Source organism: Xanthobacter aminoxidans (assembly GCF_043193615.1).
In the GTDB taxonomy this organism is placed as follows: Bacteria; Pseudomonadota; Alphaproteobacteria; order Rhizobiales; family Xanthobacteraceae; genus Xanthobacter; species Xanthobacter aminoxidans.
In genome coordinates this window covers 743002-758420 of the sequence record NZ_JBAFUS010000003.1, presented here as the reverse complement: position 1 = coordinate 758420, position 15419 = coordinate 743002, and the positions used below count along the sequence as shown (strand labels likewise).

At 67.3% G+C, this 15419-nt stretch carries 16 protein-coding genes; 6 read left to right on the top strand and 10 right to left on the bottom strand.

The features are described 5' to 3' along the window. Positions 1-135: 135 nt before the first annotated feature. Positions 136-1242 (bottom strand): choloylglycine hydrolase family protein, encoded by a 1107-nt coding sequence (locus V5F74_RS18735; RefSeq protein ID WP_374250868.1) that lies wholly within the window; start codon positions 1240-1242, stop codon positions 136-138. Positions 1243-1506: 264 nt separating this feature from the next. Between V5F74_RS18735 and V5F74_RS18730 the strand changes: the two genes are divergently transcribed. Next, entirely contained in the window at positions 1507-2145 is a 639-nt protein-coding gene (locus V5F74_RS18730) for a peroxiredoxin (protein WP_394009650.1), read from the top strand. A gap of 210 nt (positions 2146-2355) precedes the next feature. Here the strand turns inward: V5F74_RS18730 and V5F74_RS18725 are convergent, their stop codons facing one another. Beyond that, on the bottom strand, positions 2356-2787 hold the full coding sequence (locus V5F74_RS18725) for a CBS domain-containing protein (RefSeq protein ID WP_024277069.1): 432 nt from the start codon (positions 2785-2787) through the stop codon (positions 2356-2358). A gap of 155 nt (positions 2788-2942) precedes the next feature. Further along, entirely contained in the window at positions 2943-3698 is a 756-nt protein-coding gene (locus tag V5F74_RS18720; RefSeq protein ID WP_394009668.1) for a rhomboid family intramembrane serine protease, read from the bottom strand. A gap of 48 nt (positions 3699-3746) precedes the next feature. On the opposite strand from V5F74_RS18720, the gene V5F74_RS18715 reads away from it, so the two are divergent. Then, on the top strand, positions 3747-4292 hold the full coding sequence (locus tag V5F74_RS18715; RefSeq protein WP_394009649.1) for a DUF3806 domain-containing protein: 546 nt from the start codon (positions 3747-3749) through the stop codon (positions 4290-4292). A gap of 46 nt (positions 4293-4338) precedes the next feature. Here the strand turns inward: V5F74_RS18715 and V5F74_RS18710 are convergent, their stop codons facing one another. Together V5F74_RS18710 and glmM are read right to left on the bottom strand one after the other, a co-directional pair. Next, positions 4339-5067 (bottom strand): outer membrane protein, encoded by a 729-nt coding sequence (locus tag V5F74_RS18710; RefSeq protein WP_394009648.1) that lies wholly within the window; start codon positions 5065-5067, stop codon positions 4339-4341. Between the two features lie 143 nt (positions 5068-5210). After that, on the bottom strand, positions 5211-6554 hold the full coding sequence (gene glmM / locus V5F74_RS18705) for a phosphoglucosamine mutase (RefSeq protein WP_029556701.1): 1344 nt from the start codon (positions 6552-6554) through the stop codon (positions 5211-5213). A 336-nt stretch (positions 6555-6890) separates the two neighbouring features. Here glmM and V5F74_RS18700 point away from each other — a divergent pair, with 336 nt between their 5' ends. From V5F74_RS18700 to V5F74_RS18690, 3 genes are all read left to right on the top strand, one after another. Further along, complete coding sequence (locus tag V5F74_RS18700) at positions 6891-7892, top strand: adenosine kinase (protein WP_394009647.1); 1002 nt, start codon at positions 6891-6893, stop codon at positions 7890-7892. Between the two features lie 30 nt (positions 7893-7922). Next, positions 7923-9236: an ATP-dependent DNA helicase gene (locus V5F74_RS18695; protein WP_394009646.1), complete on the top strand. Its 1314-nt coding sequence runs from the start codon at positions 7923-7925 to the stop codon at positions 9234-9236. Positions 9237-9318: 82 nt separating this feature from the next. Continuing rightward, positions 9319-9948, top strand: a complete 630-nt coding sequence (locus V5F74_RS18690; protein WP_394009645.1) for a GIY-YIG nuclease family protein — start codon at positions 9319-9321, stop codon at positions 9946-9948. A 401-nt stretch (positions 9949-10349) separates the two neighbouring features. Here the strand turns inward: V5F74_RS18690 and V5F74_RS18685 are convergent, their stop codons facing one another. Continuing rightward, entirely contained in the window at positions 10350-11156 is an 807-nt protein-coding gene (locus tag V5F74_RS18685) for a VHL beta domain-containing protein (RefSeq protein ID WP_029556704.1), read from the bottom strand. A 106-nt stretch (positions 11157-11262) separates the two neighbouring features. On the opposite strand from V5F74_RS18685, the gene V5F74_RS18680 reads away from it, so the two are divergent. Then, positions 11263-11658 (top strand): tRNA-binding protein, encoded by a 396-nt coding sequence (locus tag V5F74_RS18680; protein ID WP_394009644.1) that lies wholly within the window; start codon positions 11263-11265, stop codon positions 11656-11658. A gap of 3 nt (positions 11659-11661) precedes the next feature. Here V5F74_RS18680 and V5F74_RS18675 read toward each other — a convergent pair whose 3' ends face one another. From V5F74_RS18675 to V5F74_RS18660, 4 genes are all read right to left on the bottom strand, one after another. Further along, entirely contained in the window at positions 11662-12528 is an 867-nt protein-coding gene (locus tag V5F74_RS18675; protein ID WP_029556706.1) for a tRNA nucleotidyltransferase, read from the bottom strand. A gap of 67 nt (positions 12529-12595) precedes the next feature. Then, positions 12596-13942, bottom strand: coding sequence for an ATP-binding protein (locus V5F74_RS18670; protein WP_245279445.1), 1347 nt, complete (start codon positions 13940-13942; stop codon positions 12596-12598). A gap of 44 nt (positions 13943-13986) precedes the next feature. Then, a complete protein-coding gene (locus V5F74_RS18665; protein ID WP_029556708.1) occupies positions 13987-14700 on the bottom strand; it encodes a response regulator in 714 nt (237 codons plus the stop codon). A gap of 90 nt (positions 14701-14790) precedes the next feature. Then, positions 14791-15351, bottom strand: coding sequence for a MarR family winged helix-turn-helix transcriptional regulator (locus V5F74_RS18660; protein ID WP_029556709.1), 561 nt, complete (start codon positions 15349-15351; stop codon positions 14791-14793). Positions 15352-15419 lie beyond the last annotated feature (68 nt).

Here is a 15419-nt window from a genome sequence, read left to right as displayed (position 1 = left end):
TAGAGGGCGGCGCGTAGCGCCCTGGTTTAGAGGGCGGCGCGTAGTGCCCTGGTTTAGAGGGCGGCGCGTATCGCCCTGGTTTAGAGGGCGGTGCGCACCGCCCTCGGGTGAGGCGCGGCGCGCCGTCCCGCCGGCTCAGTTCTTCAACGCCGCCGTCCCGTCCACCGCCGCCGGGAACGGCAGGTCCGTGATCAGCCGCGCGCTCGGCTTGTCCTGGGCGAAGATGGTGTCGAGATCGAGGGTCAGGAACGTCGTCCGGTGGGCGTAGTCGGTGATCATCAGCTTGTTGTGGGTGAGGTCCTTGATGGCCACCCACTGGGTGTAGTCCGAGACCACCGCGTCGCCGTCCTTGCTCTGTGCGACGCCCAGCGGGATATCCACCGTGTTGAGGATGTGGCCGATGGCGGCGGAGGCGTCGGCGGCGTCCTTCGGCTGGGCCATGGAATGGCGCATGAAGGCCGCGCGCACGAAGCGCGAGGGCGGGGTGAAGTCGCCCGGCAGCCCGGTGGCGCCGCCGCCCTGGCCGATGGCCGTGACGTTGGCCGTGCCGAACCGGCGGTCGGCGACGCCCATGGTGGAGAGATTGAGGTAGTTGCGCAGGTTCAGGAGGTGCCAGTCATAGGGCGGCGAATTGGTGAGGACGCTCGCCACATTGTCGTGGATCTGCAGTTCGCCCCCCACATATTCCACGATGATGCTGGCGCCCGAGCGGTCGGTGAAGACCATGTGGATGGTGGGCGGGGTCGGCCCGCTCGGCAGCGAGGCATCGGACCAGACCTTGGTCTTCGCCAGCGCGGCCCGCATCTCGGCCACCGTGCCGTGCATCCCCAGCGCCCAGGCGCCGAAGCCGAGGATGGAGACGTAGGACGTGTCCGCCTTGGTGACGGTCTGGTAGGTGGTGAAGCCGGGCAGGAAATTGCCGCTCATGCCGAGGCCGGCCGCGTTCTGTCCCTCCAGCACGGCGCCGCCGGGGATGATCTCGGCGCTGATCCCCACGACCGGATAGAGCGTCTTCACCTTGTTCTCGGGCAGGCCGAGGTTCGAGGGCGCCGTGAGCGTCAGGGCCGTGCCCTTGGGCATGCTCACCAGCGTCCATTTCATGTCGAACGCCCATTCCATGGTGCGCCCGGCGATCACCGTCTTGTCCGCCGCGACCACGTTCACCGCGGTGCAGGCCACGGCGAGCCCGGCGTTCTGGATGGGAAGGAATGCGGCAAGTGCAGCCGCCAGGATGCGTTTCATGGAAGCGTCCTCCGTTTGTGTCGCAGACCGCCGCATGGGCGCTTGCGTTCTGGATGGTGATTGCCGCCCGCGATCGCGACACGCCGTGATCGTATCAGCCCCATACGGTGCCCGCTTTGATTGGATGACGGAGCTTGCGTTGCGCTGGGCGCCCGTCGCAGCGGGCGACGACGGGGCCGCCTGCGCGTGAATCTGCTTTAAATCCATCGATATTGCGGTATAATATTCACATATACAGTTTTCAGATGTTGATTGGAGATGACCATGGCGACGCTGCGACTGGGCGATGTGGTGCCGGATTTCGAGGCCGTGACCACCGAAGGCCCCATCAAGTTCCATGAATGGCTCGGCGACAGCTGGGGCATCCTGTTCTCCCACCCCAAGAACTTCACGCCGGTCTGCACCACCGAGCTGGGCCAGGCGTCCCATCTCAAGCCCGAGTTCGACGCGCGCGGCGTGAAGCTGCTCGGCCTGTCGGTGGATGCCATCGACAATCACCCGGCCTGGGTGGGCGACATCAAGGACGCCACCGGCGCTACCCTGAACTTCCCGCTGATCGCCGATTCCGACCGCAAGGTCTCCGACCTCTACGATCTCATCCACCCCAACGCGAACGACACGCTCACCGTGCGCTCGGTGTTCATCATCGGCCCGGACAAGAAGCTGAAGCTGTCGCTCACCTACCCGGCCTCCACTGGCCGCAACTTCGCGGAAATCCTGCGCGTGGTGGACAGCCTCCAGCTCACCGCCAAGCACTCGGTGGCGACGCCGGTGGACTGGAAGAACGGCGACGATGTCATCATCGTCCCCTCGCTCTCGGACGATGCCGCCAAGGAGAAGTTCCCCGGGGGCTGGACCACCGTGAAGCCCTATCTGCGCGTGGTGCGCCAGCCCGGCGCGTGAGTCGGCCTAACTGTGCCCCGGACAAGCGACGGCGCAGCCGGAGCGCTGATCCGGGGCACAGCGCACAAGTGCCGCGCAGCGGGCAAGATTTGAGAGTGGCAGGAGCACGAAGCGCCTTCGGCGGTCCCTTGCGCTGGACCCCGGCTCGCATTCCGCTGCGCTGCATGCGTCCGGGGAACGGCGCGGAGGGGCCTCCGCGCCGCAAACCCCTCAGGCCGACATGATGTAGTCGCGCAGCTGGGCGCTCTCGCGCTCCATTTCCTCCACGCGATACTTCACCACGTCGCCGATGGAGATGATGCCCACGACCTTGCCGCCGGACACCACAGGCACGTGGCGGAAACGGCCGCGGGTCATGCGTTCCATGATCTGGGGCACGGTCTCGTCGGGGGCGCAGGTGACGACCGCCTTGGTCATCAGCCCGGCGAGCGGCTCGGCCAGCACGTCCACGCCGCGCTCGCCGATGAGGCGCACCACGTCGCGCTCGGAGATGATGCCCTCCACCCCCATGTCCCCATTGGTGACGACGATGGCGCCGATGCGGTTGCGCGCGAGGCTGGCCACGGCATCGCCGAGGGTGGCGTCGGGGGACAGGGTGACGATGTCGTTGCCCTTGCGGCTCAGGATGACGGTCACGGACATTGGCGCATTCTCCCTAGCTGGTGGATCCAGGGGCCCGCTCCGCCGACGGGGCCTTCTCTGGAAACGATCCGGACAGGGATGATCCCTCGCATCGCAGTGCGACGCAAGCGCGCAGCGCAGTCCGCGCACCACGACCTTGGCAGTATGAATCCCGCTCAGGCCACCCGCCGGCGCGGCACCGGATCGAACAGGGAGAACAGCAGCAGGCCGGCGACGAAGCCGCCGATATGGGCCTGCCACGCCACCTCCGCATCCTCCGTCCCGGGCAGGGAAACCCCGAACGCGAACAGGAGGTTGAAGGCGAACCACGCGCCCACGAAGATCAGCACCCTTTTGTCGCTGAAATTCTCCCTCAGCGAGCCGGCCGGCTGGTGATCGGCGAAGATGGTGCGGTAGCTGGAGAGCGCGCCGCCGGGCGCGAAGGTGAAGCGCACCGCCGCCGCCATGGTGCCGGAAATGGCCGCCGAGGCGCCGATGAGCGGCGCGATGGCGTCGCTATTGGCGAGATAGTGCGCCCCCGCGCCCGCCGCCGCCGTCACCGCGCAGAACAGCCAGAAGCGCGTGGAGCCGAACCGCCGCGCCACCGGCGTGCCGAAGGCCAGCAGCCAGACGAGATTGACGATGAGGTGCATCCAGTTGGCGTGGAGCAGCGCGTAGCTCACCACGGTCCACAGCTTCGGACCCATGCCGCCCGGCAGGTAGAACATGGTGTCCGGCAGGGTGTAGCGGGCCGGGATGAAGGCGAAATAGGTGAGAACCTCGATGTCCGCATCCTGCGAGAGCAGCAGCACGCGGATGGCATGGATCGCCACCAGCCCAAGCGCCATCACCGCCACCGCGCCGGGCACGTTGAAGACGGGCTCCCGATGCGATGTGCCGGGATAGGTGGGGCGGTCGAGCACGCCTTGCACATAGGAGCCGCCGCCCGGCGCGGCAAGGGAAAAGCGTGGAGCAAGTCCGTGCAACCTGGGCCGGACCTGTTACAACTCGGTGGTCGATGCCTGGCAAGCGGGCGCGCGTTCAAGGATCGCAGCGGGGCGGGGATGGCGAAACCTTACTTTCGAGAGCTCAATGAAGACGAGCTGAAAATGTTCAACTATTGGCGGGAGGAGTTCTCGACCTTCTTTGCCGATGCGAACAAGCACCGGTTCGAGACGGTTGACGGCAAGCTTGGGCTGATCCAGCACATTCTGGACAGCGGTGAGGCGACACTCGAACGGCAGGACTTGCTGCAGGGGCTCGGCGTGCTGTTCGGCGACGCGCTCGCCATGGAGCTGAACCTTGAATGGGCCTTTGTGGCCGATGAAATGGGTGAAGCTCCGGTCGTTAGGCGTCCGGGAACGTCCTTCAATCTGGGCGCCTTCTACGCAATCGAGAAACGCGTTTCCCTGGAAGAAGTGCCGATCGACATCTTTGATCTGTTCAATGCCTTCTGCGCCCTCTCCGCTCCGATCCTGCGGAAGCCCTCATTGTGGGCGCGCCTGTTCGGTCCGCGAACGGTCTGATGGGCTTGCCCGCAAACGACGAAGCTCTCGCTGAGACGTCTCGCCCCTACAGCGCGTAGCGCAGGCCGAAGCGCACCTGCTGGGCGGTGGAATTGCCCAGAGCGAGGCCGCCGGCATAGGCGGGGCTGCCGAGGTCGAGATAGCGGTAGCCGAGATCGAGGCTGAAGCTGCTCGACACCGCGAAGGACACGCCGGCCCCGGCCGACCAGGCGAAGTCCCAGGCATTGCCCGCCGGCTGGAGCCCCGCCGGGGCACTGAGCGAATTGATGGCGAAGCCCGCGCCGGCGCTCAGATACGGCGTGAAGCCGGCCAGGGTGATGATGTCCCAGTAGACGCTGGCGAGCCCCACCGTGGCGCTGGCGCCGACGCCCGGTCCGAACGGCGAGAGGCTGGCCGAGCCGAGGGAGAGATAGTCGAGGCTCACCTCGGCGCGCAGGAACGGCAGGAAGCGATAGCCGATGCCACCCCCCAGCGACCAGCCGGCGCCGGAGACATCGAGCCCGGTGGGCAGGCCGAGATAGGAGAGGCTGGCGCTGCTCGCGGGGACGTAGCCCACGTCGGCGCGGAAATACCAGCCGGCCGCCGCATCCTCGCTCACCGCCGGGGCGGCGAGGGAGAAGTCGCCCGGCTTGCCGAGAGAGGCCATCATGGCCTCCATCTCCGCATCCGCCTTGTCGGCGGCGTGCGCCGCGCCGGCAAACGCGGTTCCTGCCAGCGCCGCGATCGCGAGAGAGGCCAGAAGAAGACGCCCGGCCCGACCAAACACACCCATCATGACGACCCGCCCGAGAAATGCTCTGGACGGATGTGTGCCACGGGGAGGCTTAAGGCCGGATTAACCCTGATGAAGCGTTAAGCTCTGGCGCGGCAAAGGAATTCGGAACGGCGGCGGTGCCGCCGTTCCGGTCGTCGCCCCGCTCAGGCGGCGGCGCGCTGGAGGGCGTCGATCACCTCGTCCACCACGGTCTCGACGAGATCGCGGTCGTCGCCCTCGCCCATCACGCGGATGACCGGCTCGGTGCCCGAGGGGCGGATGATGAGGCGGCCGTGGTTGGAGAGGCGGCGCTCGGCATCGGCGATGGCGATCTTCACCTTCTCGTTTTCCAGCGGCGCGCCATCGCTGTAGCGCACGTTCTTGAGGATCTGCGGCAGCGGATCGAAGCGATGGCAGACCTCGGAGACGGGCTTCTCCTGCCGCGCCACCACCGCCAGCACCTGAAGCGCCGCGACGAGGCCGTCGCCGGTGGTGGAATAGTCGGACAGGATGATGTGGCCGGACTGCTCGCCGCCCACATTGTAGCCGTCGGCGCGCATGCGCTCCAGCACGTAGCGGTCGCCCACCCCGGTGCGGGCCAGCGCGATGCCCTCGCCGGCGAGGTGCCGCTCCAGCCCGAGGTTGGACATGATGGTCGCCACCAGCCCGTCGCGGGCGAGGCGTCCGTCTTCCTTGAAGCTCTCGGCGATGACGGCCATGAGCTGGTCGCCGTCCACCGTGTGGCCCTTCTCGTCCACGATCATCACCCGGTCGGCGTCACCGTCGAGGGCGATGCCGATATCCGCGCGCACTTCCCGCACCTTGGCGGAGAGCGCGGCCGGGGAGGTGGAGCCCACGTCCCGGTTGATGTTCATGCCGTCCGGCTCGACGCCGATGGCGATCACCTCGGCGCCCAGCTCCCACAGGGCCTCCGGCGCCACGCGATAGCCGGCGCCGTGGGCGCAGTCCACCACCACGCGGATGCCCTCGAACGACTGGTTCCGCGGCAAAGTGCGCTTGGCATATTCGATGTAGCGGGCGTGCACGCCCTCCAGCCGCCGGGCGCGGCCGATCTCGGCGGGCTTGGCGAGGCGCTTGGCGAGGTCCTCGTCGATCAGCTCCTCGATCTCGCGCTCCACCTCGTCGGAGAGCTTGAAGCCGTCCGGGCCGAACAGCTTGATGCCGTTGTCGTCGAACGGATTGTGCGAGGCGGAGATCATCACCCCGAGGTCGGCGCGCATGGAGCGGGTGAGCATGCCCACAGCCGGCGTCGGCATGGGGCCGAGCAGCAGCACGTCCATGCCCACCGAGGTGAAGCCGGCCACCAGCGCGTTCTCGATCATGTAGCCGGACAGCCGCGTGTCCTTGCCGATGACCACCCGGTGGCGATATTCGCCGCGCTGGAACACCAGCCCCGCCGCCATGCCGACCCTCAGCGCCAGATCCGCCGTGAGCGAGGCATTGGCGCGCCCGCGCACGCCGTCCGTTCCGAAATACCTGCGCGACATAGTCCCTCTCGTCGCCGTAGAATCCCGACGCACCGTGCCCCCGCTGGTGCGCCGCCGAGCCTGCCTTTAGCACCCGGAAGGTCCCGCGCGGCATCACGTCTCGTGACGCTCCGCAACGTGCGCTCCCGCCTGTGCTTCGGGCAGGCCCCGTTTGTAAGCAGACGGATGGAATTGTTCAGAACGCCGCCCCGGTTGCAAGTGCGAAGGCACGGGCCCGGGCGGGGCGGGCGGCATTCCTTGCGAAAAGGTTAAGGGGTAGGCGACGGCTGCTGGCCCGGCGATTGCACCGCATCAGGGCGGATGCTACCCCTCGCCGAATCTTCCGGAGACCTTCCCGTGACCGCCTCTGCCCTCGACGTCCTCGCCATCGGCAACGCCATCGTCGATGTCCTCTCCCGCGCCGAGGAGGACTTCCTCGCGCAGAACGGCATGGCCAAGGGCGGCATGGCCCTCATCGACGAGGCGCGGGCGGAAGCCGTCTATGCCGCCATGGGGCCGGGCACCGAGGCCTCCGGTGGCTCGGCCGCCAACACCGCGGCGGGCGTCGCCTCGCTGGGCGGCAAGGCCGGCTTCATGGGCAAGGTAAAGGACGACGTTCTCGGCACAGTGTTCGGCCACGACATCCGCGCCGCCGGCGTCGCCTTTGGCACCCCCGCTGCTGCCGACGGCCCGGCCACCGCGCGCTGCCTCATCCTGGTGACGCCGGACGGCGAGCGCACCATGAACACCTATCTCGGCGCCGCGCAGAACCTGGTCGCCGCCGACATCGACGCCGCCATGGTGGAAAGCGCGGCCGTCACCTATCTCGAAGGCTATCTGTGGGACCCGCCGGCCGCGAAGGAGGCCTTCCTCGCCGCCGCGAAGATCGCCCACGGCGCCGGCCGCAAGGTGGCGCTCTCGCTCTCCGACACCTTCTGCGTGGACCGCTACCGCGCGGAGTTCAAGAACCTCATCGTCTCCGGCACGGTGGACCTCGTGTTCTGCAACGAGGGCGAGCTGAAGTCGCTCTACGAGACCGCCGATTTCGACGCCGCCGTGGTGGCCCTGCGCAAGGATGCGAAGGAAGCCGTGGTGACGCGCTCGGAAAAGGGCGCCTCCTTCGTCACCCGCGCGGCGGTGGTGAGCGTGCCGGCCCATCCGGTGGAGCGCGTGCTGGACACCACCGGCGCGGGCGACCTCTTCGCCGCCGGCTTCCTCACCGGCACTACCCGCGGCCTCGACCCGGCCACCAGCCTGCGCCTCGGCGCGCTGGCGGCGGGGGAGATCATCGGCCAGATGGGCGCCCGGCCCCAGCGCCCCCTCATCGACCTCGCCCGCGAGGCAGGCCTCATCTCTTGAACGGCCTCATCTCGTGAGCGACCCCACCCCGTGAGCGATCTGCCCGTCCCCCAGGCGGACGCCGGCCTTCCCGCCCCCGGCGCGGATGCCGCCGGGCGGGCGCTCGCCGCCATCGAGGCGAAGGCGCCGCTCATCATGGTGCTGGGCGGCGCGGGCACGGGCAAGACCACCTTCCTGCACGAGTTGCGCAAGGCCCCGCGTGGCCGGCAGGTGGTGCTCGCGCCCACCGGCGTCGCGGCGCTGCAGGCGGGCGGGCAGACCATCCATTCCTTCTTCGGCATTCCGCCCCGCCTCCAGAACCCGGACGAGGTGAAGCCCCGCGCCCAGGTGCGGCGCCTCTTGAAGAAGCTCGACCGGGTGGTGATCGACGAGATTTCCATGGTGCGGGCGGACCTGCTCGACGCCGTCGACATCTCGCTCCGCATCGCCCGCGACACTTCCGAGCCCTTCGGCGGGGTGCAGATGGTGCTGGTGGGCGATTTCCTCCAGCTTCCCCCGGTGGTGCCCTATGCCGAGCAGGAGATGCTCGGCCGCATGGGCTATGAGGGGCCGTTCGCCTTCCATGCCAAGGCGCTCGATGGCCGCGAGGTGACGGGCGTGCCCTTCACCTTCGTCCACCGCCAGACCGACCGCGCCTTCATCGCCATGCTCGATGCCCTGCGCCGGGGCCGTGGTGCGCGGGAGGCGGCGGAGGCGCTGAACGAGGCCTGCGTGCGCCCCCACCGCGACGGCGCGCAACCCGTTCTCCTCACCCCCACCAACGCCCGCGCCGACGCCTACAACGCCCGCGGCCTCGCCGCCTTGCCGGACGAGGGGCGCGAATTCGGCGGGCTGCTCAAGGGCGAGTTCGGGCTGGAGGGCGACCGCCTGCCGGTGGCGGAAAAGCTGGTGCTGAAGCGCGGCGCCCGCGTGATGGCCCTGCGCAACGATCCCGCCCGGCGCTGGGTCAACGGCTCGGTGGGCACGGTGACGGGCCTCGGCCCCCATTCGGCGCTGGTGAAGCTCGATTCAGGTCCCAGCGTGGAGATCGAGGCCTTCACCTGGGAACGCATCCGCTACGGCTGGGACGAGCCCGGCGGCCGGCTGGAGGCGCAGGTGGTGGGCACCTACACCCAGCTTCCGCTGGCCCCCGCCTGGGCCCTCACCATGCACAAGGCGCAAGGCCTCACCCTCACCGACGTCCGCATCGACTTCGCCGACGGCGCGTTTGCGCCCGGGCAGGCCTATGTGGCCCTGTCACGGGCGCGGACGCTGGAAGGGCTCTCGCTGGTGCGGGCGATCACCGGGCGGGATGTGCGGGTGGACCGGCGGGTGGCGGAGTTTGTGGAGCGGTTTGAGGGGTGAGGGTGAGCGCGCAAGTCACATCTATTGATCTTAAAAGGACGATCTGCGCACCGTTGTTGCAAAAGCGACTTGGAGAGGTGTGTTGGCCAAGCGTCCTATGCAAGATGTCGTCGCTGGACTATCGACGATCAGTGACAAGATAAGGTCCCTTCTGCGAGAAGGCTACCTTCGTACTGATATCGCTAAGTTTCTCGATATTCGGTACCAACATGTTCGCAAGGTCGCTGTCGATGCGGGCATAGAGGATGGTCGAAAGCGCGGAATTGTCGTGCTTCCCCCGGAGGAGGCTACGCCAGCCATAAGAGAAAGCGTTGCCATCGATTTTCTTGTCGATGCTGGTTTCGTTCGCTTGGGGAAGTGGATCGCAAGAGAAGATGGAATTGGTTTATCTGAGCCGGTTTCAAAGCATCCAGGTGTATATGCGTTCATTATCGAAGATAGAATTATGTATGTTGGCGTTAGTAGGCGGGGTTTTCGTCAGAGAATGTATAATTATCAACGTGGCTATCATCGGCAACGAACCAGCCATCGGATCAATTTGATAATTGCTGAGCAGGTCCGGGCCGGTATTGTTGTCGAAATTTATGGCGCTACACCTCCTGCACTCGAGTGGAACGGGTTGCCTGTAAACGCTGCCGCTGGCCTCGAGGCGGGGCTTATCGAGCTTATCCAGCCTCCTTGGAACAAGATGGGCGTTGAATCATCGATTTAAATCGGGCAGCGGTCATCGTTGGCTGAGTGCGCTGCTCTTCCCACCGTCATGGCCGGGCTTGTCCCGGCCATCCACGTGGTTGGGCTGGGGACGATGCTCGCAAGGGTGCGCGGTCGGCCCGACGTGGATGCCCGGCACGAGGCCGGGCATGACGGCGGAGGGAAGGGCGGAGGTCCGCCGGAAAGGCGTCAAACTGCGCTCTGTCGTGTCCCGGCCCCTTAAGGGGGAGGTCCAAAAATCAAGAGGTACTATTGCACTCAATGAGAGGTTCCGGCGTCGATTCCGCTGACTCCCAGCCGAACCGCCACCCGAACCCCACCGATACCCCCACCGGCAACCCGGTGAAACACCCCCGGCACGGGCCTGTCAGGCCATGCCGGGTCCGTCGCGTCGGCCTCCCCTCAGTCCCAGATCTGGAACATGTTATCCCCCTCCGTGCGGGAGGCGGGGTTGCCGTACATGACGCCGCCGTGGCAGGTGCCGCGGGAGTCCACGGCGATCCAGGGGTGGGTGCCGTAGGTGGGCTGGGTGACGTTGGAATTGGGCGCCAGCGTGTGGTATTTCTTCCACTCGCCGTTGAAGTCGATCCACATGATGTTCAGCGGAACCTTCGAGAGATTCACGAACATCACCTTGACCGGCGCGTTGCTGTTCTGCGAACGGACGGTGCCGAAGGGCGGGCAATTCTTGCCGTTGGTCACGTTCTGCTGCGGAGCTGGCGGGGGCGGGGCGGCCTTCTGACCCTTGTTGCGCGCGCACTCACGGGCCTTGTCGATGGCCTGCGCGGCCCCGGCGAGCTTGAAGGTCTGCTCGCCCCGGTCCAGGTTCACCGAGAATTCCGGCAATGTTCTGAAAGCGTTGAGCTGATCGTCGTTGATCATCATGGAGGCCCAGCCGTCCCCCTCCGCATGGAAGGTGCCCATCTCGGCCGCGCCGCCGAAGCCGTAATAGACATCCATCGGTCCGGAGACGTTGCCATAGTAAGGCACGCCGATCTGCCAAGACTTTCCGTCCGTCCCGATGCGGAACTGGACCTTGCCGTTATCCACGTCGGCGGCACAATAGCCGAACCGGTTACCGTCGTAGACGACGGAGATGGACCAGCGGCCAACCCGGTCATAGGCCTGCTCCTGCGCCGTCGCAGGCAGGGCGGGGCCGAGGGTCGCGAGTGCGATGAAGCCGGCAAAAAGGCGTGTCCTGAAAGTCACTTGTCCGATCCCCCGCCCGGGTATGGTTAACATTTGGTTCCTATTTTGCGCCCCCTCTACTGTCAAGCTGATGCCGCGTTTTCGGGGCTCGCGGAGGCCGTCGCCCATGGCCTATAAGGAGGTATCGCAGCAGCAGGCCGCCATGTCCGACGAAAGCCCTTCCGCCCCCCTCATCACCTTCGACGACTTCCTGAAGGTGGATATCCGCGTCGGCACCATCGTGGCCGCCGAACCCTTCCCCCAGGCACGGAAACCCGCCTTCAAGCTGACCATCGATTTCGGTCCGGAGATCGGTGTGAAGCGGTCTTCCGCCCAGATTACAGTGCATTACACGCCGGAGGAGCTGGTGGGCCGGCAGGTGGCGGCGGTGGTGAATTTCCCGCCCCGCCAGATCGGCCCCTTCATGTCCCAAGTGCTGACCCTCGGCTTTCCCGACGAGAACGGCGCGGTGGTGCTGATCTCGCCGAGCCTCAAGGTGCCGGACGGCGGCCGCCTGTTCTGAGCCTCACGCCTCTTCCCACCGCTCGGATTTGAACGCCGTGGCAATGGCTTGCGCGCGGGCGAGCGCGATGTCGTCGGCGTCGCGCCCGCTTTCGTCCAGGCCGGTGCAGGCGTCGCGGGCGGCCCGCAGCAGCTCCACCTTGGGGTGGGTCTCGCCCATGCGGTCGCCATGGCCGAAATAATCGCAGGTGGCGACCAGCAGCAGCGCCTCGAACAGCTCGGGATCGCGAAAGGCGCCGGTGCGCTCCAGCATGGCGGCCAGCGGCCCGGCGCGCACCGGCGAGGCGCGTTGCACCCGCTCGCATTCGTGGAGGGACAGGAGTGCGAGGTCGCGGCAGCGCTCGGGCACGTCATAGCGGTCGCACGCGGCCGCGATGCGCGGGATGGCGCGCTCGATGTGGCGATAGTGGACGGGCAGATGCTCGCGCGGGGAATCCGATTTCCCGGCGTGCATGAGCAACAGCGCGACCCGCACCTCCAGAGGCGCCGCTCTTCGCCCCGCCTCGTCGAGCGCGGCGACGAGGAGTTCCCCGAGGTCGATCTCGTCCGCGGTGTCGGTGATCTGCGGGATGCCGAAGACCGCGGAGATTTCGGGGAAGAGCTGTTCCAGCACCCCGCATTCGCGCAGCGCCTTCACCATGGCCCCCGGCCGCGCGCCCATCAGCCCTCGGGAAAATTCCGCCCAGATGTCGCCGGGAGCGAGACCGTCGAGCGCTCCGACCTCCATCTGCTCGAACATCATGTCGAGCGTCTCCTCGTCCGCTTCGCTCCCCTCGGCCAGCAGCGCGGCGAGGCGCAGCAGGGCGAGGCCCGGATGGGTCTGGGCGAAATCCGAGGGCTGGAAGGGAGGGGGCGGGGGCAGCTGGTCCATCCCTCCAGTGGACCATCAGCCGCCGAAGAGGGGCAAGCCCAAGCTTCGGGCATGCATAAAGAATGAGCTAGACCGGGATGCGGACCGTGGCCCTGAGGCCGCCCATGGGGCTGTCGGAGAGCTGGATGTCGCCGCCGTGGGCGCGGGCAATGTCACGGGCGATGGAGAGGCCGAGGCCGGAGCCGCCGGCATCCTGGTTGCGCGCATCATCGAGGCGCAGGAAGGGGCGGAACACCTCCTCGCGCTTCTCCTCGGGAATGCCGGGGCCGTCGTCATCCACGGTCACGATCAGGTAGCGCGCATCCCGCGTCCCGGAGATGGCGATGCGGCGGGCGTGGCGCACCGCATTGTTCACGAGGTTGCCGATGCAGCGCTTGAGCTGGTCGGCCTTCACCTCCACCAGCGGCGGGCCCATGAAGCTCGCCGTGGCGGCGGCGCCGTCGCGCTCGGCATTGAGCCGCAGGTCCTCGATCAGCTCGCCCATGTCGGTAAGGGCCGCCTGCTCGCCTGGGTCGCCGCGGGCGAAGGCGAGGTAGGCTTCCAGCATGCCCTGAAGCTCGTCCACGTCCTTCTTCAGCGCCTCGCTTTCGCCCTCCGGCAGGAAGGCGAGCTCCAGCTTGAAGCGGGTGAGGATGGTGCGCATGTCGTGGGAGACGCCCGCGAGCATGGTGGTGCGCTGCTCGATCTGCCGTTCGATGCGCCGCTTCATCTCCAGGAACGCGATGGCGGCCCGCCGCACCTCGCGGGCGCCGCGGGGACGGAAATTCTCCACGTCGCGGCCCTTGCCGAAGGCCTCGGCAGCATCGGCGAGGTTCTCGATGGGGCGGATCTGGTTGCGCAGGAACAGGATGGCGACGGCCAGCAGCACCAGCGAGGTGCCCACCATCCACAAGAGGAAGATGTGCGAGTTGGAGGCATAGGCGGCGTTGCGCGGGGCGAAGATGCGCAGCACCGCGTCATCCATCTTCACCCGCACTTCGATAAGCATAGAGCGGCCCACGGTGTCGAGCCAGAAGGGCTGCTTCAGCCTGAGGCCGATCTCGCGGGAGAGCGCGGCGTCCAGCACCGAAAAGAAGGGCTTCGGCCCTGGCGGCGGCAAATCGGTGGGCGGCAGCACCGCCACGTTGAGCGAGAGATTGCGCGAGGCGAAGGTGCGCAGGGCGATGTGGTCGTTGGTCTTCGGCAGGAGATCGTAGAGCGAGACGACGGCGGAGATGTCCTGGCTGACGGCGGCGGAGAGGCGGCGCGTCACCACATTGTAGTGGCGCTCCATGAAGACGAAGGCCAGTACCGATTGCAGGATCACCATCGGCGTGACGATGATGAGCAGAGAGCGCGGATAGAGCCCCTTCGGCGTCACCCGGTTGAACCAGGCGGCGAAGCCGTTGGTGGTGTCTCTCAGCCAGACGAGCACCAGCCTCGCCCAGTGCCGGACACCCGAAGGGCTTTCCGCCACGCTCAAGGCGTCACCACCAGCCGATAGCCGATGCCGCGCACGGTCTGGAGATAGACGGGATTGGCGGGATCACGCTCGAGCTTCCGGCGCAGGCGGTTCACCTGCACGTCCACGGCACGCTCGCTCGCCGCCCCGCCGCCCGCCAGGGCGAGGCGCTGCACGGTATCGCCGGGTGCCTCGGCCAGCGCCCGCAGCATGTCGCGCTCGCGCTCGGTGATGCGCACGATCTCGCCGTTGCGGGTCAGTTCGCCGCGCTCCAGATGGAAGGCGAACTCGCCGAAGCGCACACTCTCGATGGCCTTCTGCGGCGGCGGAAGCGCGCGCTTGAGGATGGAGCCGATGCGCAGCAGCAGTTCGCGGGGCTCGAATGGCTTGGCGAGATAGTCGTCCACGCCGGCCTCAAGGCCGGTGATGCGATCGGCAGTTTCCGAACGGGCAGTGAGCATGAGGATGGGAACGGCCGAGCCGCGCCTGATGTCGCGGGCGAGGTCGAGCCCGCTCTCGCCGGGCATCATCACGTCGAGGACCAGAAGGTCGAAGGCCAGTCCCTCCAGCCGCGCCCGCGCCTCGGCGGCGGAGGCCGCAGTGCTGACGCGATAGCCGTTTTCGGTGAGGAAGCGCGACAAGAGCGTGCGGATGCGGTTGTCGTCATCCACCACGAGCAGATGGGGGGCGTCGTCGGCGAGGGCGACGGATGCGGGCGCGGCCTCAGCCATGGCGCGGGGCCTCCCGGAAAGCGCGAAGGGTCATCTGGGTCTCGTTTTCTGGTGGACGCGCGGCAGTGGCTGGATCGGTGCGGGGTGCGCTCACCCGCGCCGCGCCCGGGCCGCGCGGTCTGCCCGCTCGATCAGTCGCTCCACGGGCACGCGATCCTCCGGGTCGATCATGGCGAGAAGAAAGCGCCGCACCGTGTCCCGGCTCTCCGGTCCGCTGGCCTCCAGCGCGGTCTCGATGCGCCGGCTCTGCAGCGCCACGAACTGGCGCGCGAGAGTCTCGCCCTTCGCGGTCGGAAACAGCAGGCGCTGGCGCCGGTCCGAGGCGCCGGCCCGGCTCTCGACGAAGCCCTCATCCACCAGTTCCCGCAGTACCCGGCCGAGGCTCTGCTTGGTGATGCGCAGGATGTCGAGCAGGTCGGTGACGCGCATCCCCGGATGCCGGTTGACGAAATGGACCACGCGATGGTGCGCGCGCCCGAAGCCGATGGGCGCCAGGATCTCATCCGGATCGGCCACGAAATCGCGATAGGCGAAGAACAGCAGCTCGACGAAATCCACCAGCGGCGCGGCCTCAACCGCAGCAGGAGGGGGGGCATCAGCGGCGGTCTTGGGGGCGTCCGTCAAAGCGAGCGCGGAATTTATGTCAGCCATGTTGACTTTTTTCGTTTTGATCGTTACCCAAAGAGCGTGTTCCACGAAATGATCGGTCGCGGGCATCG